The organism is Firmicutes bacterium HGW-Firmicutes-1, assembly GCA_002841625.1.
In the GTDB taxonomy this organism is placed as follows: Bacteria; Bacillota; Clostridia; order Lachnospirales; family Vallitaleaceae; genus HGW-1.
This window is the reverse complement of the sequence record PHAG01000010.1, coordinates 157,275-183,566: the sequence shown is the minus strand read 5'-3', so window position 1 is coordinate 183,566 and position 26,292 is coordinate 157,275. Positions and strand designations below refer to the sequence as shown.

Sequence of the window (26,292 nt, the reverse complement as noted above, 5' to 3'; positions counted from 1 at the left end):
ACAAGAAGACCTGTTTCTGAGCTGCAAAATTTTAGTTTTCAAGATACTCTTCTATAACATCATCCATAGAAGTAAATGGTAATGCCGCATTTTGTAATATTAAATCATGAAATTCTTTTATGTTAAAGTTCGCTTTTTGTTTATTCATACATTCTTTAAGGTATTTTTCTATTACATAAGATCCATAGTTATAGTCAATCATCTCGCATGGATTCGCTAGCATTCTATTATAGGAAGATTCTGCTCCTTCTTTGTCATAACCAAATGTTATCATCTTGTTGATTGCTTCTTCCTTAGGCATTCCATCATAATTTACTTCAATATCTAGGATAACACTATATGCTGCATTAAAGGCTAAAAAGTTATCCCAAAACCTTGCAGTTTCTTCGTCCTCTGCTGAAAACCTATAAGTTTTACCCTGAACATATTGAGCCCATCCTTCTGTATATGCTAAAAAATCATATACCTTGCGAATTAATGGCAAATCACTCCCATATAGAACGCTAAAATACAAATGATGACCTGGAATATTTTCATGAATATCCATTTCAAAAGTTTCCATGCTCACATTGCTAAAGGCTTCCTCAGCCATATACATATTCCCATAATCTTCTCCGTCAATAGAAATAGGAAAATAAAATGCTGGTGGTAAATGTTCTTCTAAATAGGGCGGTATCCTGTTTTCTGATGCTCTAACAATACCATAGTCCATAAACGATTTTTCTAAGAATTGTTCCTCCATTTTATAGAGTTCTTCCATATTTCCGATTTGTGGAAGTATCTCTGACAATTCTTTTTCTGCGAATTCTGGATGGTTCGAGAAATATAGCTGAATTTCATAACTGGCTTCGCCTAATCGGTCTTCTGCCCACTGCCTTAAATCTTCAGCATCTATATTATACGACGTTCCATACTTAACTAGATAATCATAATACTCTTGACCATTTTCCCACTCTGGTAGTCCCATCGTATTTGTTGTCAGTGTTTTTATTTCCTCTAAGGCTATCTTCATTTCGTCATATACTGGATAAATGTCATTTTTAACAATCTCTAAAAATTCCGCCTTATACTTATCCTTTTGGGCGGTGTCAATACTTTGTAATAGATCCACTCTATCACAAAAGCTTAAATACAATATAAATTTTTCTGGTTCAACTAATAGCTCATCCATTTGTTCTAATACAGTTTCATATAAATTTTCAGGGAGCGTTAACCCCTTATTTGCTCGTTCATATTCATACTCTATAAATTGTTTAAATAATCTCGGTAGTTGCTTAATCCTTTCTATATATGCGACAACTTCCTTTTCAGATTCTAATTCGATTTGCATTAGATCGATGGGTATATCAATTTGCACACCTGAAGATGGTTGGAAGGCATTATAATAGTAAATATAATCCTCTCCTGCCACTATACTTTTATTTTGAAATATTAACATCTCATAGGTTTTCTTTTGTTCTGTTGTTAAATGTTTCTTATCAAGAGTTTTTAAATATTCTAAAACCTTATTTGCATCTTCAATTTGTGCCTCTGTTGCTTCAATACTTGCATCATCTAATTCATATAGCAAGCTTTCAAGCCCACGACTTTCTAAATCTCCATACATAAAAGTAGCATTTAATGGCGAATCTTCAATAATCCTTTTTGCAAGCGCTTCACAATATTGATCAAAGGCTTCTCTTGTTGCATCAATGTCCTCACTTGTAACCACTTCTTTCTCTTTTGATTGATCTTTCTTGCTATCCCTCTTATCTTTATCTGCACACCCAGAAAAAATGACAGCTAGTATTAGAACAACCATCAATACCACTCCGAACTGACTTCTTAAATTTTTCAAAGAAATATCTCCTTCCCCATAATACAATTAGTCTTGCGTTTAGCCAATAATATACAACTATTTTATCATTATATTCTATAAATGACAACTTCATGGCTAATTTTATTCAAAGTAAAAATCCCCAAATAAGGGGATTTTTACTTATTATTAAACTACCTATTTGTTTCTACATATTACTCTCAGCAATTTCAGCAAGTGGACTTCTTTCAACACGTTTTAGACTAACATGCCCTGTAATGTTAAACGGTTTCATTTTTTCTACCGTATAAATTAACCCATTTGACTTTGAGTCTACATACTGATTATCAATTTGGTTATCGCTTGGATCACCTAAGAATACAAACTTTGATTTTTCTCCAGCCCTAGTTAACATTAATTTCGCTAGATGTGGTGTCATTTCTTGTGCTTCATCAACTATAATAAGTGAATTTGTAAAAGTACGCCCTCTCATATAGGTAAAGGTTTTTGTTTCAATAACACCTCTTTGTCTATATTGTTCAATAAAGTCATCTACTGTAAAGGTTGGTTTACCGTATGTTGTTTTGCTACCATTGGTTTCTTTCAGATCAGTTAAATTTTCTATCGCATCATAAAAACTTCCCATCCAAGGTTTTAACTTTTCAATTTCAGTTCCTGGCAAATAACCAATGTCATTCCCAGCTGCAACGACTGGTCTTACAAATACAATCTTTCGATATTTGTTTGTTTCAATTACATTTTGTAGTGCCGTAGCAGTAGCTAATATCGTCTTACCCGAACCAGCCCCACCTGTAATGGAAACAAAGTGAATGTCCGGATTCATTAAAAGTTCAAAAGCCATTTTTTGTTCTCTGTTTATAGGTGTCAATCCCCATGCAGTTTCATTTGCATATTTTAATGGTACAATTTTATCACCATCATATCTTGCTAATACTTCATGTCCTACATTATCTATGCTCTTAATGTGGAAGAATTCATTTGGATAAATTTCTTCTCCTAAATCTGTAGGAGGTTTCAATCCTCCATTATATACCATATCTATTTGAGATGAATTCAGGAATAGTTCAATGTATCCTTTATATACATCATCTGTTGTAATCTTATCATTTTGGTAGTCTTGAACATCGATACCTAAAGAGCGTGCTTTAATTGACATATAAACATCTTTTGTAACCAGTATGGTTTGTATATTCTTGTTTACTTCTTGCAGGTTCTTAACTACTGCAATAATTCTTGAATCATTTTTATTTATATCTATACCGTTAGGGAGCCAGTCAGTTTGCATATGATTGAGCTCAACCCTTAATGTGCCTCCATTTTCTAATAGTATCCCGGTTGAAATATCGCCGACTCCCATTAGCATTTGTAACTCTTTCGCAACATTTCTCGCATTAAATCCAACAATACCTTCTCTCTTTTTTAAATTGTCTAGCTCTTCAATGCACAATATTGGCAAAATAATATTATTGTCATTAAATTTGTACATAAAATCAGGATCATGAATCATTACATTTGTGTCGATTACATAATTTTTAACCATAGTAACGCCTCCTTGTTTTCTATTACTTAAAGCAAAAACTAAGTCTACTAAGCAGTCTAAATATGTCATCAAAAAAAGTAAATAAAAAATCCCGCTATTATTGCGAGACCTGTTGCTTAGAAAGCAAGTACATGTATTGAGTTGTTGAAGGAAAAGCAATTATTCTTCATAGCGATTCGCCTTCTTTCATCCCATATTATATATATATTTTATCATACTTTTATATTTTTGCAAACAGATATTATGTCTCATTTATGGTTATTATCTCTCTGATTCCTTAATAATTTCTTGGGCTATTTGATTTAATGGTAAGATCTTATGAACAGCTCCAATTTCTATCGCTTCCTTTGGCATCCCAAATACAACACAACTTTTTTCATCCTGTGCAATATTATAAGAGCCTTCTTCCTTCATCTTTAAAAGACCTTGTGCACCATCTTTTCCCATACCCGTTAGAATTACTCCAATTGCATTTTTACCCGCATATTGGGCAGTAGATTGGAATAATCTTTCCACTGCAGGCCTTTGACGATAAACCAACGGCCCATCCATCAACCTAACATTATAAATCACTCCACTTTTTGATAACTCCATATGCATATTACCCGGCGCTATGAGTGCCTTTCCAGGTGCAATGATTTCTCTATTTTCAGCTTCCTTTACCTTGATTTCGCACACATCGTTTAACCTATTTGCAAAGGATTTAGTAAAATAATGAGGCATATGTTGCACGATTATAATTGGTGGACAATTCACCGGCATTCTTTCTAAAATATACTGTATTGCTTCAGTGCCGCCAGTCGATGCACCGATTGCTATAATTTTATTGGTTGCTCGTACAAGGGATTTGTTCCCACTGGTTTTATGTTTATCAAATAACGCCGGAATATGTTCCTTGCTTTTATCAATACTAATGCTATGAACTGCTTTTATTTTGTCTATAAGTTGATCTACCATTTCTTCAACGGAATATGCTTCACCCGGCTTAGCAATTACTTCAAGTGCACCAAGCTCTAAAGCTTTTAATGCGATTTCTCCACCTTGCTCTGCTAGAGAACTCACAATAATTACCTTTTTAGGAGTAGTTCTCATAATTCTTTCTAAGAAGGTTAACCCGTTCATTCGTGGCATTTCTATATCTAATAAGATTATTTCTGGATCTAAGTCTCTTATCATATCTTTTGCAATATATGCATCTTCAGCGGCTCCCACAACCTCAATTTCTGAGTCTTGGGAAAGCTTTTCTAAAAATACACTTCTTACAAATGCGGAATCATCAACAATCAATACTTTTATTTTTCCCATCTATTCTCCTCATTGCTGACAACAACATTACGATGAATTATGAACAGTTAATGTTAATGTTGGAATGAATTTCCATACTTAAGAAGTGGGGGAATTCTTCCATTTGGTTAAATCAACTTGTACAATGCTTCTATATCAAATACCTTCGTCACGTTTCCATCACTTAAAACTGATGCACCTGAAAATATTTCTGCTCTAAACGAATCTTCATTTAAAGGCTTTGCAACAATTTCTTGCCTCCCAAGAACTTTATTTATCATTAGGGCAAGCTGTTTTTGCTCAAATTCTATGATTGCTACTTCCTTAATATGATTTTCATTATAAATAGATTTTTTTCGTGTAATATCCTCTCCTGTTATAATAGGAATTATGCTATCTCTAATTCTTACAGCTTTCTTTTCTCCCTGTAATGAAATCCAATTGCCTTCTTCAAGTGTTAAAAATTGTTTAATATATAGTGTAGGGATAATATAGCGTTCCTCTTCTAGTTCAATTATAGTCCCATTCAGAACAGCTAAATTCATAGGAATTTTGATAATAAAGGAACAACCCTTACCTAATTCGTTTCTGATCTCTACCCTGCCTTTTATTCTTAAAACTTCCTCTTCAACTACATTCATACCAACACCTCTACCAGAAACACTATTAATAGCTTCTTGTGTTGAAAACCCTGGATGAAAAATGAACTTGAGTATTTCATCTTCCGCGTATATTTTGCCTTCCTCCAGCATACCTTTTTCATTCGCTTTGTTATATATTAATTCTTTATCTATTCCTCCACCATCGTCTGAGACCTCAAAAAAAACGTGTCCCCCTCTTGAAGCTGCACTAATTTTTATTTGCCCCGCTAATGACTTTCCACGAGCAATACGTGTTGCTTCATCCTCAATACCGTGAGCAATCGCATTTCTTACAAGATGCATCAATGGATCCATTACTTTTTCAGCCGTATTTTTATCAACTTCAGTGTATTCTCCATTTAGGACGATAGTAATTTTTTTTCCTAATTCTGCTGCTGTTTCTCTAGATATTCTTGTAAGTTTATGTAACATCGACTTAACCGAAACCATTCTAAGAGACATAGAAAGCTCTTGAATCCCTTTGATCGATTTTGTTATTTTAGGCATAAGGTTATACGTTTTATCAGTTTTTTTCAACTCTTCTTTTGTAAACTGCTCAAGCTCAGTGTGATAAATAGAAAGTTCCCCAAGCATTTCAACTAACAAATCTACTTTTTGAGATGAAATGCGAATAAAATCGTCTGAATCAATCGCTTTTCCTGTCACACTTTCATCGTTTTGCTTGAGTAGTGTATTGATAATGTCATCTGCTGTAGCTTTCTTACCAAGAACTGCAACTTGTCCAAACTTTAAATTACTATATTCTTTTTTTTGTAATTCTAAAATATCTTTTACATCCTCTTGACTTATGATTCCTTCTTCAACTAATAGATCACCAATTCTTCTTCTCTCATGCCTATATTTCTCGACAAATATCATCATTCTATCTTCAATTTGACTTATAAAGTTTCCATTAACCTCAAGAGATGGATCTTCAACTAACTCTGCAAGCTTCGTACACAAGAATACAAAGGCCTGCATATCATTTACATCAAAACTAATATTATTTTTATCCATACTGTTTAATACATCACTCATTTTAGTAATAATCATCTTAGCATAATAACTTTCTGAATTTTTTATAATTTCACTGATATGCCTAAAATTATTAAGAATCTTTTCTATTGCTTCATTTTTTACATAATCACTTCTCATATCTAATGCTTCTATCTTTATTTTATTGATATGATCAATGGCATCTTGTATGAAGTGACCATTCTTATTAAGATCACAATAATCTGCAAATTGTCTATCCGAGATACCTTTACATTCATATGCAACAATATCTACATCTAAATCTAATTGTGAACAGATTTCACTTCTGTCTTTTTCTGATAGCACCAAAAAGTCTGAATGTAAATGATTAAATACGATAACCGCATTAGCCATGTCTTCTTGCTGTAGTTTTTGAGGCCTTGCATCGATGATATGGCCTTGCATTTCTATATCATTGAAAATAAGAACATTTTTAATCTTCTTCATTTCTGTATCTTCATCTAAATCAATACTTATATGATATAAGAACAACCCTCTGTTCATATTTTCCCTAATAAGTTCCTGCATATCTTCAATTATTGTAAATGGAAATTCCTTCGTGCCTTGTTCATCAAAGTCAGAAATGCCTACATCATTGTTAATTTCTGACGATAATTTAACTAGGCCAGTATTTTTAATACGAATAAGTTTTTCAAGAAGCTTTTCCGTATTTATATTCACATCTGTATGCTCTATTACAATGACTGAAATACAATCTTCTAAGAAATCGTGGCAAGAATAAAGGACGCTAACAAGTTCGCTAGTCATAAGACGGCTACCTTCTCTAATATCATAAAGGATGTCTTCCATAGTATGCATAACTTCTTTTATTTTATTTAATTGCATTGTAGCTGAATTACCCTTTATTGTATGAGCAACTCGAAAAATAGTATTGATAATCTCTACTTTATCAGTCTCTTTTTCAAGCTCTATTAGGGCATCATTAAAGGAGATCGTATAGTCCTTTAAATCTTCAATATAACCAACCAACATGTTATACAAATAAATTCACCACTTTCTAGGTATATTTTTTAGAACAGCAAAGCACTTAAAACTTACGTCAACACCTCGTCAACTATAAATTTCAAAGCCACTTTTTTGTTAGCACTCAAATGATTATTTAATTATTAATCCTAGATTAAATTGCTCGACAAATCTTATGCAGGCATATTTACTATAAATTCAGTCCTTGATTAGGTGAAAGTATATATTTCACCCAAACACCTTTTTTCATTTCTCATATTATATAGCCAAATATAACAGAAGTTAATAGAAAACACATTAGAATTGATATCTTTTTCACATTTTATGCTCTAATAATAGTACAAAAGTCACATGATGTCAAGTGACTTTTCCCCTGGAATTATCCACACTTTTGTGTTGATAACCTCCGGATTATGTGGGTAACTGTAAGATAGCTTCCATTTTTCCCTAAACTTCGCCATATTGTTCTGTGTATATTTTTTTTATCTTATTATTTTCTGTGGATATAAACCATTTATTGCTAGCATATTTTGTTGTACCTAATCGAAGACTAGTACTATATCATATGAAAGGAGTTCTATTATGAATAAATTGTCAACTGGCATGCTAATTGGAGGCTTAGTTGGGATATCTTCTGTTGCACTACTAAATCTTGATAAAAATGATTTAAGACGTGTTCAACGAAAAAGCAAAAATATCTTCAACAAAGCAGAAAATTTAGTACAAGATATTAAAGGCATGATGTAAAATACTTATCCAATAGTTTAAATTAGGGACATAACAAACTAATACCTGTTATGTCCCTATAATGATTGCTTACACCGTAAATCTAGAAATGATATCTTGAAGTTTTTTCGCTACAGAATATAAATCATCTGCATTATTAACAACCTTTTCTGTATCCTCAAGAAGGCTTACCGACATATCGTTTACAGTTTCAACCGTCGCTAATATTTCTTGAGAGCCTGCAGATTGCTCCTCTGTGGTACTTACAAGCTCTTGGGTGATGAGATTGATTTTATCAACATCATCCATAATCGTTTGTATTTTTTCGTACGTATTTTTCACAGCATTTAGAATATTTTCAAACATGATCCCCGTGTCACTTATTAATGTTGCACTGTTGTTAATACCTTCAACATTTTTATTTGTTTCGTTTACCGCAACATTGATTACTCTAATAACATTTTCTACAAGCGAAGATATTTGCTTCGTAGATGTTGAGGTTGATTCAGCAAGCTTACGAATCTCATCTGCTACTACCGAGAAGCCTTTTCCTGCTTCACCAGCTCTAGCCGCTTCAATAGCAGCGTTTAGTGCAAGAAGATTGGTCTGGGAAGCAACATTTTCAATAAATTTAATGATATTCCGAATTTCTTCGGCGGAGCTTCCCGCATCTAATACAGAGTTCGACATTGCTCTTATGGACTCCTTAATTCCTGTCATTTCAGAATTAATTTGATCCATATCTTCCTTACCCTTTTGCGAAATTTCCACTGCCTCTTCTGCATTTTCCTTGGCATTTTTGCCATTTTTCAAAGTTTCTTCCATGATATGCGCCAATAGGTTTGCATTTTCAACTACCTCACCTATTGCTTTGGTCATTTCATTCATTGTAATTGTAATTTCACCTAATGCATTCGCTTGATCGACTGCCATCCTTTTCATCTCAACAGTACGTTGCATCGTATGCTCTGATTTGTCAATCACTTCGTCCGAAGAGTAAACCATGCTAGAAATAATTTCACTAAAGGTCCTTACCATTTTATTTAAGCCCTTTGTAAGAAGTCCTAGCTCATCATTCCTCGCGCCTGCAAATTGAACACTGAAGTCACCTTGATCTAGTTTTTCAGTAGTGTGGAGTATGCTCTTTACTGCTTTTACGATTGCTTCGATTACGATAAATACTACTATTAACAAAAGGGCCATAAGAAGACTAATACCTATGCTCATAATAGTAACAACACCAAAAAAGTCAGTTCTTGAGATCAAAGTTCCAACTTTCCACCCTACTTCATCAATACTTTTTACATCAAATATATGCCCATTAAATTTTGAATCGTAGTAATTTACTTCCTTATTATTCTTAATGACTTCTCCTGCACTTGCTAGGAGCTTATCTTTATCTTCATTTATACTGGTCATTACTTGATCACTATTGCTTAATGCTATGTATTGATTATCTTGCGTAAGCAAAAAGGTCTTTCCATTCTCACCAATTACCCACGAATTAATTTGTTCACCAAGTGTAGATATATCAAGGTCAATTGTAACAACCCCAATTACTTTACCTTTTTCGTCCTTAACAACCCTACCTGCAGTTAAAAATATAATACCGGATGGTTCGTCAAAATAAGGGCTAGTCCATGCAATTTTACCATCTGCTGCAACAGCTTGCTTATACCAATCTTGCTCTGGATAATTATAGTCTTCAGCTTCATAGTCTTGCGTAAACACCAACTGATCTCCGTCTTTATATACATAAGGTCCGAAAAATTTCCTGTTCTCATCAAAACTATTTGGTTCAAACCAAATACCTGCTCCATAGATTGCATCATTTGCTTGAACATACTTCTCTAATAAGGCTTGATATTGATCTTGGGAAAGAGATGCACCTGCATGTTGTACCGTATCTGCCAATAGGTTTGATAATCCTCCTGACGAAGCCAAGGTGGTTTCAATCTCGTTACGAGTATTTTCAATTCGTGCATCAACGAGGTTCTTAATTACTCCTCCAAAAGTTGAATTCATAAAATAATTAAAAACAATTAAACCAATTACAAATGCTGGAACTAAAACAGTAGCAATTTTAATATTTAGCTTTTTGTTATTATTCATACCCAGTATCCTCCATGACTTGTCTTATTTTCATAATTCCCAAAAATTACCGGTCTTGTCGCATAAATTGCCTAATATTGTTCTATTTTCTTATATTATACCGCTTATTCTCTTATTATGCAACGAGGTAAATAAAGTAATGTACCGTTTCTATTGTTTTTTTGTTCCTGTAGCACCATTGCTTTTCATAATTTTTTTCATTCCATCAGTTGCTTGCACCGTTCCATCTTGCATTACCCAGACCGCTTCAATTCCTCCAAGCTTATCTATCAAAGCTTTGCCTTCTTCATATGGCATTAAGAATAAGGTTGTAGACATAAAATCTGCTACTCCTGAATTCTCAGCAACAACTGTTACCGCACGGAAGTATTCGCCAGGCATTAGCGTTGTAGGATCAATTAAATGATGAAAAACTTCACCCTCTACAATATAATATCTTTGATAATCACCACTACTTACAACTGAAGCGTTATTGATAAAAATAGTATCAAGAACATTTTCTTCGTCCGTTGCGATGAATTTATTAGGATCTTGAATACCAATACCCCATCTTTCTCGAATTCCATCTAATGGCTTTCCAAGAGCTCTAATGTTTCCTCCTGGGCAAATAATTCCAGATTCAAATCCCTCAGCAATGATTTCCTGAGCTACAAGTTCAGTTGCAAAGCCTTTTGCTATAGCCCCTACATCAAGACTCATTCGTTCATCTTCAAGGTATATGGTGTTGTTTTCAACATCAACTACAACCTTGTTAATATCTGTGTGCTTTTGCGCTTCTTTAAGTGATTCCAAGGGGGGGATCTTAGCATTTTCAGGATCATCCATTCCTGCATCTCGATAATCATGCCATATTTTAAGTACAGAACCCATCGCAATATTCGTACGACCATCTGTGCGTTTATTCCAATCTTTAGCAAAGATAATTAGATCGATAATTTCTTTGTCAACCTTTATTGGCTGAATTCCTGCATTGTCATTAATTGTTTTTATATTGTTCATACCTTCATACTCATTATATATGTCATATAACTTGTGTAGCTCAAGAAACCTCTCATGCATTTTGTCTACATAAGACTTAAATTCTTCTTCACTCTTTGCATACCCAACCACTTGAGTTAAGGTATCAAATGTGTCAAAAAACCCTTCACTATATTTACTGTATTCATCACTTGTCTTTGATTGGCAGCCAGAAAGTCCTATCGTGAATAGAACCAACGCCATTACCCTACATATGTTCTTCTTCAAGCAAACCACCCTTATTTAAATAAAACTCCCCCAACTAGTGGGGGAATTTTAAAGTATTATGTAAGTAAGTTATTTATTATTATTTAGCTTTTTCAAAACCTTCAGCTACTGCTGCAACATAATGCTCAACACTTATTGTTACAAGTGATGTAAGTTCAGGTACATCAGGTACTGCTGGATGAGCTGCATCCTTTTCAACTACCTTCATAGCCTTGATTTCATCAATTGTCTTACCAACCATCCATTTTCCTAATTCATCAGCCTGTTGATACCATTCTTTTTGGATGGATGAAGCCTTGATCATACCATATTCATCTTTTAATTCAACTTTTGTCTTAAATTCACCAGCTTTATCAGTTGTAACTTTTCCAGTGTTATCAAATTGAATTTTTGTTTGCGCATTATCAATCACTGTTGCCACAACTTTACCATCTGCATCAAATGCTGTTGCAGCCATTACAGTGTCAACTTGTGCAAGAGGAAGAACTTCTTTATCTTCAGCATCTTTTCCAAGTCCTTTTGACTTAGCTATTGAGATATTGTGTCCAAGTCCAACCTTTACCGCTCCAGTTACATCAACAGAATTGATGAATGCTTCTTCAAGTGCAGCAATGTATCCTTCAACAGAAACAGTTACAAGAGAAGTTAACTCAGGAACATCAGGTACAGCTGGATGAGCTGCATCTTTTTCAACAACCTTCATAGCTTTTATTTCATCGACAGTTTTACCAACCATCCATTTTCCTAGCTCATCAGCTTGTTGATACCATTCTTTTTGAATTGATGACGCTTTAATCATACCATATTCATCTTTTAATTCAGCTTTTGTTTTTAATTCCGCTGTTAAATCAGTAGTAAGTTGAAGTGCATTGTCAAAGTTTACCTTTGTTTGTGCATTGTCAATTGTTACTGATACGACTTTACCATCCTTATCAAAACCAGCAGCAACTATTACAGTGTCTACTTGTCCAAGAGGAAGAACTTCTTTGCCATCAGCGTCAGTTCCAAGATCTTTTGATTTAGCTATTGATGTGTGTTGGCCAAGACCTAACTTTACAATACCTGCCTCTGAAACTTCGCCTGTTGCCGGAGCTTCTGGAGTAGTAGTAGCAGTTTCTTCCTTTGGAGAACATCCTGCAAGTAAGGTTAGCATAAGTAGTGATACTAAAAAAATCGAAAAAATCTTTTTCATTTGGTTCCCTCCATAAATTGTGATTAAATGTAAGTATGATTTTACCATATGTTGGGTGTAAATTCAATTTATTTTGGTGAAATTTAACATATTTTTTGCATAAAGCCTTTTAAAGTGACACTTAAGGGTTCATTTTATTTAACATTTGACTCTCTTGAGTTCTTTTCCACTTTCATAAATAGTACATATCAATTTCTGCGTTTTATATGCATCCTCTGCTGCAATATATGGTTTGATCCCTTTTTCAAGAGAATCATAATAATTATTAATCTGTTTAACATGACTTACGCCCCAATAACTTTTCACATTTCCATAATCAAAGGATTCATTCGGATTTTTGTCAGCTATGAGCTGTTTCCCATCTGCAAACATTATGATCGCTTTGTCAGCTTCCATTTTAACAATTCCCTTTTCACAATGAAGTTCAATTTCTACCGGTGCATCATACCCGTAATAGTTAATCGTATAGAAACTAGATACAACTCCATTTTTATATACAACAACGCCTTCTGCACTGTCTTCTACTTGAATAATTTCATGTGCACGATTACTAATTGTAGCATCGACATAATCAATTTCGCTATCGATAAACCACCTCATTAGGTCCATGGTATGAATTGCTTGATCGATAATAACACCTCCCCCTTCCATTTCCCAGGTGCCTTTCCAGTCACTTTTCGAATAATAATCATCGGATCTGTTCCAAGTAACTGCCAACTTACTAGAAATAATCTTGCCTAATTGACCAGTTTCTAGGGTGTTTTTTATCAATTTTGCTCCCGGATTATATCTATTCTGGAAAATAACCCCCAGTAATATATCGTTTTCATTTGCTGCATCCAGCATTGCTTTTGCATCTTCAAGTTTAATGGCCATAGGCTTTTCTGTAAGTACATTGGCACCTGCATTTGCAGCATAAATACTCATTGGTGCATGCAAATAATGTGGTGTGCAAATATGGACAACATCCAACTTTTCTTTATCAATCATCTCTTTATAATCTACATAATATTTACATCCTAACTCCCCAGCTTTTTCTTTAGCTCTATCTTCCTTATTATCACAAACCGCAATAAGCTCTACTTCCTCTCTTTTCATTGCAGGATATGCATGCATAGGGAAAATATTGCCACAACCTATAATACCAACTCTTAATCTTTTCATTTTCTATACCTCCAAGTCAATAAACCGTTTTTAATTATGCCCACCAAATACTGCCTTTTTCTTCAAAGACAAGTACTTGCTTTAAGAAATCAACTGCCTTTTCTAAACCTTCATTCATGCTCATTAAGCTATCTTCATGTTCTATACTAATGACATAATCATACCCCACCATTCTCAGTGCGCTTATCATATCTTTCCAGGTCTGTAAATCATGTCCATACCCCACTGTTCTAAAAAGCCATGCTCGGTCCACTTCATTTTCATCATAGGAAGTACCTAAAACACCATTTATTGCAGTATTGTACGGGTCAATTTTTGTATCTTTTGCGTGAAAATGAAAAATTGCATCCCCTAATTTCCGAATTGCAGCAACAGGATCTATTCCTTGCCAAAACAAGTGGCTTGGGTCAAAGTTTGCACCTATCTCAGGCCCAACTGCTTCTCTTAATCTCAATAAAGTTTTTGTATTGTAAACCGAAAAACCTGGATGCATTTCCAATGCAATCTTATTCACACCATGTTCTGATGCAAATTTTACTGCCTTTTTCCAATAAGGGATTAGCACTTCGTTCCATTGATATGCTAATAGTTTGGTATAATCTTCTGGCCACGAGCAAGTGACCCAGTTAGGGTATAACGCATGCTCACTATCTCCAGGACATCCTGAAAACGTATTGATTTGTTTAATACCCAGCTTTTCCGCTAATAAAATCGTTTTTTCAAACGCTGTATGAAACTCTGAAGCAATTGTCTCTTGAGGATGAACTGCATTGCCATGACAACTTAAAGCACTGATTTGAATGTTATATTTTACAAACAAGGCTTGAAAGGCTTGAAGCTTTACATCATCGTTTAATAGTTCATCTGGATTGGCATGGGTTGCTCCCGGATAGCCTCCAGAACCAATTTCTACCATACTAACACCTAGTTTATTCAAATATATCAATGCTTCTTCTAGAGGTTTCTCTCCAAATAATACCGTAAATACACCTAATTTCATTTTTTCAATCCTCCTATGTCAATGTTACAAAACCCCCGCATTCGCTACGATTTCGTAACCGAATGCAAGCTTCGCCTACATTCCGTTAAAGTAAATGGCTTGACCAGTTTCCGCTGATTTATAAATAGCTGTTAATATCTCCGTTACTACAAGTGCTTCTTCAGGTTTAACCACTGGTTCTGTATTATTTATGATACAATCAATCCAACTCATTGCTTCTGCATCCTCTTCATCTATGCCTTCCCCAACGAAAAATGCAACACCGCCTAAGCCCATCTCTGGTTTTTTCACATAAAGTTTTCCAAATTCAGTACCATTTATTCTTAGCCCATCCTTCATATCTGCACCCGATTTTGTTCCACAAAGTGTAGTTTGGGCTTCCCCTACTTCTAAAGTGTTTAATGCCCAACTGGATTCAACAATAACCGTAGCTCCATCTTCCATAGTAATAAATCCAAATGCTGCATCCTCAACTGTAAATTCCTCTGGATTCCAATCACCAAATGCATTCCCTGTTTCTGTGTCATATCTTAATTTACTATATTTAGAACCTACAACACTTTTTGCTTTGTAATTATTCATCATCCAAAGTGTTAAATCAAGTGCATGTGTTCCAATATCAATTAACGGTCCTCCACCTTGCTCCTCTTCCTTTAAGAATACGCCCCAAGTGGGTACAGCACGTCTTCGAAGTGCATGCGCCTTTGCAAAATAGATTTCTCCAAGATCACCACGATCACAAGCTCTCTTTAAATAGATAGAATCTTGTCTAAAACGATTTTGATATCCGATAGTCAATTTTTTTCCTGTTCTTTTGGAGGCTTCAAGCATTTGCTTTGCACCTTCAACAGTTTTAGCCATTGGTTTTTCACACATAACATGGCAGCCAGCTTCTAACGCCGCTATTGTGATAAAATCATGGGAATTGTTAGGTGTGCAAACATGTACGACATCTAATTTGTTCTCCGCCAATAATTTATTGTAGTCTATGTAATGTCTTGCCTCTCTAATACCAAATTCTTTAGCCGCCTTTTGTGCTCTTTCTTCAACGATGTCACAAAAAGCAACCATTTCTACTTCATTAATTTTCGCCAATGCTTTCATATGCTTGTTATTAGCAATACCCCCGCAGCCAATAATCCCAACTCTTAACTTCCTTTCCATATTCACCTTTCCTCCTTTTAAATAATCGATTTGTCAGTTTATAGCTTTATTATAGTCTCTTATAATCTTTGCATCTTCAACTATCTTCATATATATGCAAACTTATTTCTCATACAAAACAACTACTCCTGTACTAATTCTTTTAACCAAGAAAATCGGCAGCGCCGCGTTAAAGAACTTGGTTATTTATACGCCGAGTTAAAACTCTCGGTACCTATCTGCTGCTTTTCCAACTGCTTATGCAGAACTTTATTACTATAAAAAAAGCCTCTCAAGTGAGAAGCTTTCAAATTTTTAACGAAACTGTGTAGGTGTCATTCCAGTCACCTTTTTAAACATTTTATTGAAATTGGCAGAATTATTAAATCCACATAAACCTGATATTTCTAGAATTGTTTTATCCGTACCCTTTAAGTATTCAATTGCCCTAGAAATTCTTTTACGAACAATATATTCTGTTAAGGTCAAACCATTATATTTTCTAAAAAAAGTTGAAAAATAAGTTGGATTCATATGTACCATATCCGCTAACTCTTGTAACTTAATATCCTTATAATAATAATTATCAACATAATCTGTTACCTTGTTGATAATTTTAATTTCATATTTATTTTCTTCATGGGTATTTTCATCTGATACATAGTTATAATGCCTTAACAAAAGCACCAGCATATTCAAAAGCTTTACTTTTACCATCAAATTGAATTCTGGTTGCTTACTTAAAAACTCTTCTTCCATTTCAAAAAACAGTTCTTGAATTTTCTTGGTTGCCAAATTATTGTTATCCAGCTTATGGCAAAACTTATTACTTCGATCAAAGAATATTTTCAAATATCTTAAATCAAAATCATTTTCACCCGACCAAACTAAACGGGGTTCAAAATGAATTACCATATTCGTTAGGCTTTCTTTCTCACTCATTTCGATCCCATGTGCTTCTACGTTATTGATAATAAATATATCATTCTTTTGAACATCATAAACCTCATCACCAATATAATATTTACCTGTTCCGGATTTTACAATCGAAAGCTCTAACATATTATGCGTATGTATCACCTTGTTGATTTTCCTATCTCCATGTAAATCACTGGTCGAAAAATCCATATAATATTTTTCATTAATTACAACGCTTTCACACCAATTCGCATTCACTTTTATTACCTCTTATCCAGCTGTTAAAAGGGTGTTCATCGAACACCCTTTTATTTTAACTTCATTGCTTTTTAATAGAAATTGCTCATTGTAATTGCAAAAACCATTATTAAAACTAAAAAAATCAAATAAATTCCTAATATAATCCCTGTAAGAATTAATTGTGCTTTAAAGAAATTGGACTTACTCTTTTTTACATCAGTACTAAATGCCCAAACAAACATTAATACAATGTTTACAATAGGTATCAGCAATAACGCCATAGATCCTAACCATTCCTTAACACTGACAATCTCATCATTTTGACTCGGATATTCTCCCATTAATACACCTCCATGTCTTTTCATTATTAAAATTACTATCGTTTATATGTATAGTTTCAACTGTTTTAATTATACATGGAAAGGAATTATATTCAAGTCATAGTGAAACATTTTTTTAAGCCCCTTCGCAAACTTAATATACTTAATACTAGTACACCCTAGTAATGGATATTTCTATTAATTCGTGATAACTTGTTCTGTTTCTTTATCAAATATATGAACTTTGTTTAAATCTAGCGCAATTTTTATAGTGTCTCCTGGTTGTACTGTAGATCTTGCAGCTACTTTAGCTGTCAATTCACTTGTATCTACCGAAAGATACAGAAATACTTCAGCCCCAAGTAGCTCCGTTACATTCACACGAGCTTCAATCGCACTTCTCTTTGAGGCTTCAATAAATATTTCCGAATCATGTATATCTTCAGGACGAATGCCCATTACAACTTCTTTACCAATATAATTACCCTCTATCAATGTTTGTGCTTTACCTTCTGGTAACAATATGGATTGCTCACCAAAGGTTAACGTTATTCCCTCTGCGCTCTTTTCTACTTTCGCAACTAAAAAATTCATTTGTGGTGACCCAATAAAGCCAGCAACAAACTTATTCTTTGGTCTAGCATAAAGATTGAGTGGTGTATCTACTTGTTGAATAATTCCATCCTTCATAACAACAATTCTAGTTCCTAACGTCATCGCTTCTGTTTGGTCATGGGTTACATAAATAAATGTAGTCTGTAGCTTATGATGCAACTTAGCAAGTTCTATCCTCATTTGTACTCTTAATTTAGCGTCTAAATTTGACAGTGGTTCATCAAACAAGAAGACCTTAGGTTTACGTACAATCGCACGCCCAATGGCAACACGTTGCCTTTGACCTCCTGAAAGCTCCTTAGGTTTTCTATCCAATAAGCTTTCAATACTCAAAATCTTTGCTACTTCATCAACTTGTTTTTTAATTTCTTGTTTATTTATCTTTCTTAGTTTAAGGCTAAAGGCCATATTGTCATATACAGACATATGGGGATACAATGCATAATTTTGAAATACCATTGCAATGTCTCTGTCTTTTGGCTCGATTACATTGACCAGTCGATCTTCAATGTAGAGCTCTCCTCCTGAAATATCCTCTAAACCTGCAATCATACGCAAGGTTGTTGACTTACCACAACCAGACGGGCCAACAAATATAATAAATTCCTTGTCTTTTATTTCTAAATTAAAATCTTGAACAGCAGAAAATCCATTGGGATATGTTTTTTCAATGTTTCGTAATGATAAATTTGCCATAATTAAGCCCCCTTAAGTCGCTTATTGTATCAGATTCTATTGTTTAAAAGTTACATCTATACTATTTATTTCACTACCTCCAATCTAAACGATTGGAAGCAAAGTTACATTAACCATAAAAACTCATACGGCCCAACAAGAATTTTCTCTGAACTACTTTCAATTGTTTTTCCTTGAATCAAATCCTTCATCGTAAAAGCAAGTCCTTGATTGGTAAAAACCTTTGTATCTATTGCTTGACGATCTTCTGAAAAGTTAAAGATCCCAATAAATGTTTTGTCATCTTTGACTTTATAAAAACTAAAAACAGATTTATTAGTTGTTTCAATCGTCTTTACTCTAATTGTAGAATTAAAAATTGGTTGCATCTTTCTTGTTTTTATTAATTCTTTAATGCAATTAAATATAATTCCCTCGGAAGTACTTAAATCATTTCTCTTCTCTGCTTGATCCCAATCAAATCTGCTTCTATGAAGCCATCTTGAATCATGGGCTTTACTCGGTTCATTTTTATAATTATAGTCATTCATTGCTGCAATCTCATCACCGCTATAAATCAGCGGAATCCCAGATGAAGCCAAAAGCAAACCATATATAAGCTGTATACGTTTATGTGCTAATTCTAACTGGTATCGATCTTTCCCTTTAATCGCCTTTTCTAAACCACATAAGCTAGCCAATGTCCCCGAATTTCTTGCATCAAGAGTCTGAGGATTAAACTCATAAAGCTCACCCGTAGAAAAGCTTTCTGGGAATACACCTTCATAAAAATTGATCAAAAACTGCTTATGCGCTTCAGGTGAAAATCCAAAATTTCTAATTGCTTCTTCATTAAAACCCCATCCGATATCATCATGACATCTGATATAATTAATCCAAGTACCCCAAGGAGGTACCTGGAGTCTATCTTGATCTATCTTTAGCAACCTAATATCCTTTGTTGCAAGCGCATTCCAAATGTTCACCATATAAGTGGCATTATACATTTGCTGACATTCGACTTGCTCCACGCCAAAATATTTAATGATTTCTTCAGGTTCAACAATGGCTTCTCCTAATAAAATAACAGATGGACAAACAATCTTAGCAATCAAATGCATCATTTCTAATAACTTATGTATCTCCGGCAAATTTCGGCAGTTGGTTCCTACTGTTTTCCACATAAAAGGTATTGCATCTAATCTAATTGCATTGATCCCTTTGTTAGCCAAAAAAAGAAGAATATCGATTATTTGTTCAAAAACATATGGATTTTGAAAATTCAAATCCCATTGAAATTCATAAAAAGAAGTAAAAACCCACTTATGAAAGCTCTCGTAATAGGTAAAGTTTCCTGGGGAAACCTTAGGGAACACTTCTGGAACCGTTTGCTCAAAAAGTCTTGGTATTTCATCAGTATCATACATGAGATACATTTTTTGATACTTCTTTTCTCCACGAGCTGCTCTAACTGCCCATTCATGTTCTTTTGCCGTATGATTTACAACAAAGTCTATACAAACCTTAATACCGTTGGCTCCCAATAGCTCTATTAGCTCTTGAAATTCTTTCATAGTTCCTAGAGAAGGTTCAAGCTCTTTATAATTTTTAACCGCATATCCACCATCATTTTGACCTTCTCTACTTTCAAGTAGTGGCATAAAGTGTATAAAGGTGATACCTAGCTCTTTTAAATAAGGTATTTTATCTTTGATCCCCTTCACATCTACCGCAAATAAGTCTACATAAAAAGTCATTCCTATCACATCTTCTTCTACATACCAATTAAAATCATTTATATCCATCTCCTGTAAATAGATCGGTCGCTGCAGGGCAGATATTTTCATTAAATCTACTAGCCGCTTCCAATAGCTATTGCTGTTATAGATGTCATCATATATTTTTTTCAACTGCTTTAAATTTTCTTCACTTCTTAACTGAAAAGATGTTTCATTTATTATATTCATATGTAGCCTCCAAATTTTGAGTTCTTATTGGATTGCTTGTATTGCTAACGCCAATGCGCCATAAGTGCCCGCATTTTCACCTAGCTTTGGGCTAACGATATATTGATCAATTGAAGCATTTAATTCCTCTAGCTTCAAATAACCATTTAAAAGTGACTGAACGTTCTTTCTGATAAGTGGTAGCAAATGCTGCTGTCCCATAACACCACCACCAAGAATGATCTTTTCTGGTGACAGAATTAATATATAACTCAGTATTCCTTGAGCCAAGTAATAAGCTTCAATTTCCCAAGCAATATGGGTTGGATGTAATAGATGCGCTTTTTGTTCCCATCTTTTTTCTATTGAAGGTCCAGAAGCCATTCCTTCTAAACAGCTTCCATGAAATGGACAGCAACCCCCATAGGTATCTCTAGGATAGGGTTTCACTAAAATATGCCCCATCTCTGGATGTAACAATCCATGTAATAATTTACCATCTATGTAAGCCCCTGCACCGATGCCCGTACCAACGGTTATATATAAGCAAGAATGAACTTCTTTAGCTGCTCCCCATAAATGTTCTCCAAGTGCAGCTCCATTTACATCTGTATCAAAACACATCGGTACATTAAAATGTTCTTTTAGTGCACCTAAAAAGTTAAAATTTGCCCAAGCCAACTTTGGCGTTTTTAAGATATATCCGTAATCTGGTGATGCTGGATTTACTCCTGCTGGCCCAAAGGTACCAACACCAATAGCTTCAACCGGATTTTTCTTGAAATACTCAATTACCTTCGGAATAGATACCTCTGGAATATCTGTGTCGATTCGAATTAAGTTCAAAATTTTTCCCTGTTCATTACCAACAGCACATATAATCTTTGTTCCACCTGCTTCAATTGCACCTAATAGCATATATATTTACCTCTCTCTTATCATATAATAAGTCCCTATACTTTGACTGTCCTACAAAATAATGTCCCATTTAGCTATCTCATTCACAACATAATCTTGGTTCGTATAAAACTCGATTCCTTGTGACAGCTCCGATGGAAATATTCTAGAGGTCATGGTGTATTCTCCATCGTTTATGAATACTTCTATGCTAGATATATCAACAAATATCCTAAGCTTCAAACTCTCTAAGCTATTCGCAAATATGATCTCACGTTTACCTGACAATCCTACTCCCGAATGGTTACGATCTAAACTGAGTGTATTAGTACATTGCGTATAGGTTAATAAAGTATATTCTTGTTGATCCACTCTTAAATAACTAGAAAAAATCAAGTCTTTTGTATCTGTCAAATCAAGCTCAAGGAACAACTCATAACAAGATCCACAAAAACCTGGAATTGTAATTGCCCCATTCATGTGTATATTCCGATATTCTATCTTGTTTCTACGATAGTCTATAATCGAGTCTACAGGATTTGCATATATCTTATTGTTTTTCAAACTTAACAATCTCGGTAAGGTCATAGCTCCAGCCCAACCATGATGAAGATCGTCTGTTGGTTTAGGGTCTTCCCACATATCCATCCATGCAATTAAGATGATGCCGCCATCCACTGTAGTAACCGTTTGTGGTGCATAAAAGTCGAAACCGCAGTCAATCTCATAATAATGAGTACGCTCGAAGACTCCTGATTTTAAATCACTATTTCCAAGTATATAAATGGCACTATGGAGATTGTTAAAACGGGCATCTTGTCTTGGCATATATTGTGGAGAAAGCATAAGTATATCTGTATCCCCTAGTTTAAATAAATCAGGGCATTCCCACATTTTACCAAGCTCCTTACACCCCTTTAAAAATACATTTAAGAAACCCCAATTTGTAAGGTCTGGTCCCTCATAACAAAGTATTTGCCCCACTCCATCTGTGGACATGGAGGCAACTAACATATAATAACGGTCATCCATATGGATTATTTTAGGATCTCTGAAATCTTTTTTAGTAGCAAACTCTGGTATTTGATTCGCTCCAATAACCGGATTATTAAGATACTTTTCAAAATGAATCCCATCCTCAGAAATAGCCAAATTCTGTACCTGAAGACTTTCCTCGATTGGATTTGCGACAATATGACCTGTATAAAGTATGTCCAATTGATTTTTATGTACAATTGCACTTCCTGAGAAGCAACCATTTTGATCCCAATTGGAGTCCGGTGCTAGCGCGACCTCTTGATGTATCCACTTCACTAAATCTAAGCTTATCGCATGGCCCCAATGCATCGGACCCCACCTGGAATGATAGGGATTAAATTGGTAAAATAAATGATAATAATCATTATAATAGGAAAACCCATTTGGATCATTTACCCATCCGACTTCACCCATTAAATGGTATCTCAATCTAAACCTCTCATTAATGTTCCCTTTATGCTCCGTTATCCATAAGTCCGCTTGTTGTTTTTTATTCATTCCTGCCTCCTATAGTAGTTCTATTACTTATTAGCCCCTGCAGTTATGCCCTTAATAATGTGCTTTTGTGCAAAGAAGTAGAAAAGCAAAACAGGAACAATAGATAACAATACTACTGGCATATATAAATCCCATCTAATAGAATAGGTTTTGGACAAATTTTGCATCGCCAATGGAATTGTCTGAATGTCTTGGAGTATAAGGAATGGTAAAAGGAAATCATTCCATATCCAAATTACATTAAGCACCGCTGCAGTAACAATGATTGGTTTTAATAGCGGTAAAATCACCAAAACAAATAACTGGATACTATTGCAGCCATCTAAATAGGCTGCTTCTTCAAGTGATATTGGTATATTCTTTATAAAGCCATGAAATAAAAAGGTCGATAAACTTACACCAAATCCAATATACATAAATATCAATCCTGCTAAATTATCTAGTCCAAGAATGGACATAAACTTAACCAATGGAAACATCAGTGATTGAAATGGTATCAACATTGATGCTATTAGGAAAAAGAAAAGTACTGTTGACATCTTTGTCTTTACCCTTACTAGAACCCAGGCTGCCATAGCAGAAACTAATATAATCAAAGTTACCGATGTTAGGGTAATCAGCAAAGATACAAAAAATGCTTGGGTAAAATTAACCGCTTGAAATCCCTCAATAATATATTTAGGTGTCCAGGTAGAAGGCAGCTTAATGGTTTCTGTTAATATATCATTCAGGTTCGGATCTAATTCTGGCTTAAAGGAGTTCACAAAAATAAAATAAAGTGGTGACGCAAACAGCAAAGCCAATATCGCAGTAACAATAAATATAATAATTAAACTTATTTTTTTTCTGTTCATTAGGATTCAATCTCCTTCTTTTTACTGAAATAAACTTGAACCAATGTAACAACAGCAATCATGAAAAAGAATATGATGGATTGAGCTTGCGCTAGGCCATAACGACCATACTCTTGACCTGTTTTGAAAATATGTAGCGCAAGAAGCTCTGTTGTTCTGCCCGGCTCTCCATTTGTTAAAGAAAGATTGGCATCTAGTAGTTTAAAGGAATTTGATAACGTTAAGAAAATTGTTACTGTAAACGCTTGGGTTACCAAAGGCATAATAATATGTCTCAATTTTTTAAAGAATTTAGCTCCATCCACATCCGCTGCTTCGAGTAATTCTTCAGGAATATTTTGAATAGCTGCAATATAAATAATCATCATATACCCTGCCATTTGCCATGTTGCAACAATAACAAGTGCCCAAAAGGCCTTTTTTTCATCTTGTAGCCAATATCTAAAGCCTTCCATAAAGGTTGCATTATAAAGCATTTTATCAAAGATAACATCAAAGACAAATTTCCATATGTAACCTAAAATCAAGCCCCCAATAAGATTTGGCAAAAAGAAAGTGGTTCTAAAAATATTGCTCCCTTTAAAGCCTCTTGTAACCAATAAAGCTAAAGTAAACGCTAATACATTAACAAAAATAACATTACAAAGTGTAAATAAAAGTGTTAATCTTAATGAATAAAGAAACTCTGCACCAGTTAATGCAATTTCATAATTTTTAAGACCAACCCACCAGTCAGATACATACGCGCCTTTCCAGTCTGTAAATGAATACACAATGCCCATACCAAAAGGTATAATCACTACAAGAATATAGGCGATTAAAGCTGGTGCGATAAAAAACGGGAAGGATTTTCTTAAATGTTTCATAGTTCGCCTCCTATTTGTAACATTAAGGTTATAGAGCTAAGCCGCCCATAACCTTAATGTTGTAACTGTTTAAATGATTGATATATCTATTATTAGGAAGGTTTTATTGAACCATCGTTATCTCTTTAATTCTTCCCATTTAAGTATTGCATGTTTAATCGCTTCATCAAAGTCTTCTTGTTTACCAGAAGTTAAATATGCACCTTGTAGCTTTTTCCCAAGCTCATTCATAGACCAACCAGCAGGCATTGCCATAAATACTCCATCAAGCGCTTTGCCTCTATTCACGTAGTCAAGAACTGAATTACCAAGGGAATACATAGAAGCTAAGTCAGCATCTTCAAATCCTTTTACCGCTGGTATAAAGTTGAATTTATTAACTACATAATCTTTCCCTACTTCACTTGTATACATCCACTCAATAAATGCTTTCGCCTCATTTTGTAGTTCCTCAGATACCTTTCCATTCACTGCCCAATAATTAGGCGCAAATACTGGCATAGAATCTGGATGATTTTCTGGAATTGATACACCATCTACTGTTGTAGGTACTTTTAATGGGATGAAAGCCAATCTTGCAGCTTTTTCTGCATCAATATCATTGATTGATCCATAAGCCCAGTTACCTTGTTGAATAAAGAATACTTCTCCACCGCCAAATTTAATTTTTACTTGTTCATCGTAATCATGTTGTAATAAATCGTTGGTAAAACCTTCTTTAGAATACGTAATTTGTAAATCTAACAATGCTTTGTATTGATTTGCATATGTAAAGTCAATCGTCTTAGCTTCTAGTGCATTTGCTTGATTCCCAAATTCATATACAAAAGGTATATTTACAAGGTGATCTCCATAAACCCAGGCAGCCTTTCCAGGAAACCCAATAACGCTATTTACATTTTTAAGATTTCCTTCTTTTTTTGCGTTGTTCATTACAGCCCATTTTCCAGCTACTGTTTCGCCTTTTATCCAAGCATTTAGAGCAACAACAAATTCTTGAAAATCTTCAAAGGATCCATCTCTTAATGCTATGATATCCGTATCAGTAAGACCTAAATCCAACAACATTTGGGTGTCATAAACAAAACCGTAGCCTTCAATATTGTATGGAATACCATATAGTTTACCATCTTTAGTAATACCGCCTTGACCAAATGCAACTTGATCTGCAAAGGACCAATCCGTTAGATCGGCTACAAACCCTCCACCAAGCCATTCGTTTAATTCTCTTTGGCCTTGAATAGAATACACTGTTGGCATATCTTTTTTGTTCATCTCAGCTCTAAGGGGACCCATATGGTCGTCAGAAGCTCTGTTTGAAATTACTTTTACTGTTTTTCCTGTTTCCGTCTCATAAACTTTAGCCAAAGCATCAAGTGCATCCGCCATTTCCCCTTTGGACTGCCAAATGTAAACATCGTATTCTGGTTTTTTGTTGCAACCTACAAAAAGAGCTGTTACTAAAGTTGCAATAAGGATCGTGCTAATTAATTTCTTCATTTCATTCCCTCCATCGATATGTTTGCTTCATTTTCATTGATAA

At 34.5% G+C, this 26,292-nt stretch carries 19 protein-coding genes; all 19 read right to left on the bottom strand.

Annotation, left to right across the window (positions count from 1 at the left end; all coding sequences use genetic code 11):
* Positions 1-31 precede the first annotated feature (31 nt).
* Positions 32-1,837, bottom strand: a complete 1,806-nt coding sequence (locus CVU84_13665) for a hypothetical protein (GenBank protein PKM93952.1) — start codon at positions 1,835-1,837, stop codon at positions 32-34.
* Between the two features lie 166 nt (positions 1,838-2,003).
* Positions 2,004-3,356 carry a phosphate starvation-inducible protein PhoH gene (locus CVU84_13660; GenBank protein ID PKM93951.1) on the bottom strand — a complete coding sequence of 451 codons (1,353 nt, stop codon included), beginning with the start codon at positions 3,354-3,356 and terminating at the stop codon, positions 2,004-2,006.
* 261 nt (positions 3,357-3,617) lie between these two features.
* Positions 3,618-4,661: a chemotaxis response regulator protein-glutamate methylesterase gene (locus tag CVU84_13655; protein PKM93950.1), complete on the bottom strand. Its 1,044-nt coding sequence runs from the start codon at positions 4,659-4,661 to the stop codon at positions 3,618-3,620.
* Positions 4,662-4,768: 107 nt separating this feature from the next.
* A complete protein-coding gene (locus CVU84_13650; GenBank protein PKM93949.1) occupies positions 4,769-7,318 on the bottom strand; it encodes a hypothetical protein in 2,550 nt (849 codons plus the stop codon).
* A gap of 798 nt (positions 7,319-8,116) precedes the next feature.
* Complete coding sequence (locus tag CVU84_13645; protein PKM93948.1) at positions 8,117-10,138, bottom strand: hypothetical protein; 2,022 nt, start codon at positions 10,136-10,138, stop codon at positions 8,117-8,119.
* A gap of 150 nt (positions 10,139-10,288) precedes the next feature.
* Positions 10,289-11,392 (bottom strand): FAD:protein FMN transferase, encoded by a 1,104-nt coding sequence (locus CVU84_13640; protein ID PKM93947.1) that lies wholly within the window; start codon positions 11,390-11,392, stop codon positions 10,289-10,291.
* A gap of 70 nt (positions 11,393-11,462) precedes the next feature.
* Positions 11,463-12,575 (bottom strand): hypothetical protein, encoded by a 1,113-nt coding sequence (locus tag CVU84_13635; protein ID PKM93946.1) that lies wholly within the window; start codon positions 12,573-12,575, stop codon positions 11,463-11,465.
* A gap of 138 nt (positions 12,576-12,713) precedes the next feature.
* Positions 12,714-13,739: a gfo/Idh/MocA family oxidoreductase gene (locus CVU84_13630; protein ID PKM93945.1), complete on the bottom strand. Its 1,026-nt coding sequence runs from the start codon at positions 13,737-13,739 to the stop codon at positions 12,714-12,716.
* A 34-nt stretch (positions 13,740-13,773) separates the two neighbouring features.
* Positions 13,774-14,739 carry a xylose isomerase gene (locus tag CVU84_13625; GenBank protein ID PKM93944.1) on the bottom strand — a complete coding sequence of 322 codons (966 nt, stop codon included), beginning with the start codon at positions 14,737-14,739 and terminating at the stop codon, positions 13,774-13,776.
* A 75-nt stretch (positions 14,740-14,814) separates the two neighbouring features.
* On the bottom strand, positions 14,815-15,903 hold the full coding sequence (locus CVU84_13620; protein PKM93943.1) for an oxidoreductase: 1,089 nt from the start codon (positions 15,901-15,903) through the stop codon (positions 14,815-14,817).
* A 294-nt stretch (positions 15,904-16,197) separates the two neighbouring features.
* On the bottom strand, positions 16,198-17,058 hold the full coding sequence (locus CVU84_13615; GenBank protein ID PKM93942.1) for a hypothetical protein: 861 nt from the start codon (positions 17,056-17,058) through the stop codon (positions 16,198-16,200).
* A gap of 71 nt (positions 17,059-17,129) precedes the next feature.
* On the bottom strand, positions 17,130-17,381 hold the full coding sequence (locus CVU84_13610) for a hypothetical protein (GenBank protein ID PKM93941.1): 252 nt from the start codon (positions 17,379-17,381) through the stop codon (positions 17,130-17,132).
* A 177-nt stretch (positions 17,382-17,558) separates the two neighbouring features.
* Positions 17,559-18,671, bottom strand: a complete 1,113-nt coding sequence (locus CVU84_13605) for a sugar ABC transporter ATP-binding protein (protein PKM93940.1) — start codon at positions 18,669-18,671, stop codon at positions 17,559-17,561.
* A gap of 104 nt (positions 18,672-18,775) precedes the next feature.
* Positions 18,776-20,617 carry an alpha-amylase gene (locus CVU84_13600; protein PKM93939.1) on the bottom strand — a complete coding sequence of 614 codons (1,842 nt, stop codon included), beginning with the start codon at positions 20,615-20,617 and terminating at the stop codon, positions 18,776-18,778.
* 24 nt (positions 20,618-20,641) lie between these two features.
* Complete coding sequence (locus CVU84_13595) at positions 20,642-21,514, bottom strand: fructokinase (protein ID PKM93938.1); 873 nt, start codon at positions 21,512-21,514, stop codon at positions 20,642-20,644.
* Positions 21,515-21,565: 51 nt separating this feature from the next.
* Positions 21,566-23,029 (bottom strand): sucrose-6-phosphate hydrolase, encoded by a 1,464-nt coding sequence (locus tag CVU84_13590; protein PKM93937.1) that lies wholly within the window; start codon positions 23,027-23,029, stop codon positions 21,566-21,568.
* Positions 23,030-23,052: 23 nt separating this feature from the next.
* The gene (locus CVU84_13585; GenBank protein ID PKM93936.1) at positions 23,053-23,883 is read right to left on the bottom strand and encodes a hypothetical protein; all 831 of its coding nucleotides are present in this window, start codon (positions 23,881-23,883) and stop codon (positions 23,053-23,055) included.
* Positions 23,883-24,749, bottom strand: a complete 867-nt coding sequence (locus CVU84_13580; protein ID PKM93935.1) for an ABC transporter permease — start codon at positions 24,747-24,749, stop codon at positions 23,883-23,885. The genes CVU84_13585 and CVU84_13580 overlap by 1 nt, the downstream gene beginning before the upstream one ends.
* 117 nt (positions 24,750-24,866) lie before the next feature.
* Entirely contained in the window at positions 24,867-26,249 is a 1,383-nt protein-coding gene (locus CVU84_13575) for a hypothetical protein (GenBank protein PKM93934.1), read from the bottom strand.
* Positions 26,250-26,292 lie beyond the last annotated feature (43 nt).

Bases quoted from the DNA above. Each gene is read 5' to 3' on its own strand.
- CVU84_13660 (PKM93951.1), bottom strand. From the start codon at position 3,356: ATGGTTAAAAATTATGTAATCGACACAAATGTAATGATTCATGATCCT.
- CVU84_13655 (PKM93950.1), bottom strand. From the start codon at position 4,661: ATGGGAAAAATAAAAGTATTGATTGTTGATGATTCCGCATTTGTAAGA.
- CVU84_13645 (PKM93948.1), bottom strand. From the start codon at position 10,138: ATGAATAATAACAAAAAGCTAAATATTAAAATTGCTACTGTTTTAGTT.
- CVU84_13635 (PKM93946.1), bottom strand. From the start codon at position 12,575: ATGAAAAAGATTTTTTCGATTTTTTTAGTATCACTACTTATGCTAACC.
- CVU84_13630 (PKM93945.1), bottom strand. From the start codon at position 13,739: ATGAAAAGATTAAGAGTTGGTATTATAGGTTGTGGCAATATTTTCCCT.
- CVU84_13625 (PKM93944.1), bottom strand. From the start codon at position 14,739: ATGAAATTAGGTGTATTTACGGTATTATTTGGAGAGAAACCTCTAGAA.
- CVU84_13620 (PKM93943.1), bottom strand. From the start codon at position 15,903: ATGGAAAGGAAGTTAAGAGTTGGGATTATTGGCTGCGGGGGTATTGCT.
- CVU84_13610 (PKM93941.1), bottom strand. From the start codon at position 17,381: ATGGGAGAATATCCGAGTCAAAATGATGAGATTGTCAGTGTTAAGGAA.
- CVU84_13605 (PKM93940.1), bottom strand. From the start codon at position 18,671: ATGGCAAATTTATCATTACGAAACATTGAAAAAACATATCCCAATGGA.
- CVU84_13600 (PKM93939.1), bottom strand. From the start codon at position 20,617: ATGAATATAATAAATGAAACATCTTTTCAGTTAAGAAGTGAAGAAAAT.
- CVU84_13595 (PKM93938.1), bottom strand. From the start codon at position 21,514: ATGCTATTAGGTGCAATTGAAGCAGGTGGAACAAAGATTATATGTGCT.
- CVU84_13590 (PKM93937.1), bottom strand. From the start codon at position 23,029: ATGAATAAAAAACAACAAGCGGACTTATGGATAACGGAGCATAAAGGG.
- CVU84_13585 (PKM93936.1), bottom strand. From the start codon at position 23,883: ATGAACAGAAAAAAAATAAGTTTAATTATTATATTTATTGTTACTGCG.
- CVU84_13580 (PKM93935.1), bottom strand. From the start codon at position 24,749: ATGAAACATTTAAGAAAATCCTTCCCGTTTTTTATCGCACCAGCTTTA.
- CVU84_13575 (PKM93934.1), bottom strand. From the start codon at position 26,249: ATGAAGAAATTAATTAGCACGATCCTTATTGCAACTTTAGTAACAGCT.